A 1,508-nucleotide genomic window follows, 5' to 3' on the forward strand; every position below is an offset into this window, starting at 1 on the left:
TGTCCGTCGTCAGGGATTTTGGGACAGAAGGCGGCCTGAGCTAAGAGAGGATCTGGCGCGTCTGGTTGGATTGATTATGCGGCGGTTTTGCGGTGAAGCAAGCGCCGGGTTTCGATGGTCTTTCGTTTGATCCTTTCTCGTTGTTTTAGAATGGTCTGCCCGCGTCCGAAGTAGACATCAGCGGGCGTGAGGTTTTGTAAGCTTTCGTGGTAGCGCCGGTGATTGTAGTGATCGACGAAAGCATCGATCTGCTGCTGAAGGTCACCGGGCAGATAGTAGTTTTCCAATAAGATGCGGTTCTTGAGAGTCTGGTGCCACCGCTCAATCTTGCCTTGGGTCTGCGGATGGTATGGCGCCCCTCGAACATGATCCATTTTCTGATCTTCCAGCCATTCGGCAAGCTCACCAGAGATGTAGCTGGACCCGTTGTCGCTGAGCAGGCGTGGTTTGTGCAGCACCGTTGCCTGATCACAGCCTGAGGCGCGCAAAGCGAGGTCCAGTGTGTCGGTCACATCCTTGGTCTTCATCGTCGTGCAAAGCTTCCAGGCGATGATGTATCGGCTGTAATCGTCCAGGATCGTGCTGAGATAGAACCAGCCCCAGCCGATCACCTTCAGATAGGTAAAGTCTGTCTGCCAGAGTTGGTTCGGTCGTGTTGTCTTGTCCTGGAACTCGTCTGCGGCTGACAAAACCACATAGGCTGGGCTGGTGATCAGATCGTAGGATTTGAGGATGCGGTAGACCGAAGCCTCTGACACAAAGTACTTTTCTGTGTCGGTGAAGCGAACAGCCAACTCACGCGGGGAAAGCTCACTTTCCTTCAGAGCCAGATCCTTGATCTTCTCGCGCACTGGCATGGGAATGCGGTTCCAGACCCGTGACGGCGTGGGTCTACGATCTTCAAGCGCCTCGGGGCCGACGAGATATCGGTCGTACCAGCGATAGAACGTGGTCTTCGGAATGCCCAGCTTCTCCAAAGTGCGTTTGGTCGGCAGATGCGATTGCTCAACCAAGCGGATGATCTCAAGCTTCTCGGATGCAGGATATCTCATTCGTCGTCGTCCCCATCCGCGATCATGCTTTTTTTGAGAAGCCGCAGTTCCAGGGCCTGTTCTGCCACAACTTCTTTCAGATCGCGGGCTTCCCGTCTCAGATCCTTCACTTCGGTGGAAGTTGCCGCGCGGGCCGTGTCGCCTGCCAGACGCTTCTTGCCGGCTTCCAAGAATTCCTTGGACCAGCTGTAATACAGGCTCTGTGCAATGCCCTCACGACGGCACAGCTCTGCAATGCTGTCCTCGCCTTTTAGGCCGTCCAGCACGATCCTGATCTTCTCTTCTGCGGAATACTGTTTGCGGGTCGCACGGCGAATGTCCTTTACGACCTTCTCACCGTGGCTCTGCTTGGGTCCGGGTTTCTTTCTCATCTCCACTCCTTGGCGGTTACGATGAGCCAGAAACCCTCTCTTATCAAATCGCCCTAAACTGTCCCATTGGTGCTGACGTCAGACA

Annotated in this window: 1 protein-coding gene; it reads right to left on the reverse strand. The window is 54.8% G+C overall.

Annotated features, from left to right (window positions below):
* Positions 1-74: 74 nt before the first annotated feature.
* A protein-coding gene (locus tag ACR0MO_RS21615) for an IS3 family transposase (RefSeq protein WP_480893304.1) occupies positions 75-1,423 on the reverse strand; the annotation gives its coding sequence in 2 pieces (ribosomal slippage) (positions 75-1,087 and positions 1,087-1,423; 1,350 coding nt in all).
* Positions 1,424-1,508 lie beyond the last annotated feature (85 nt).

It is taken from the genome of Ruegeria sp. K5 (genome assembly GCF_056531805.1).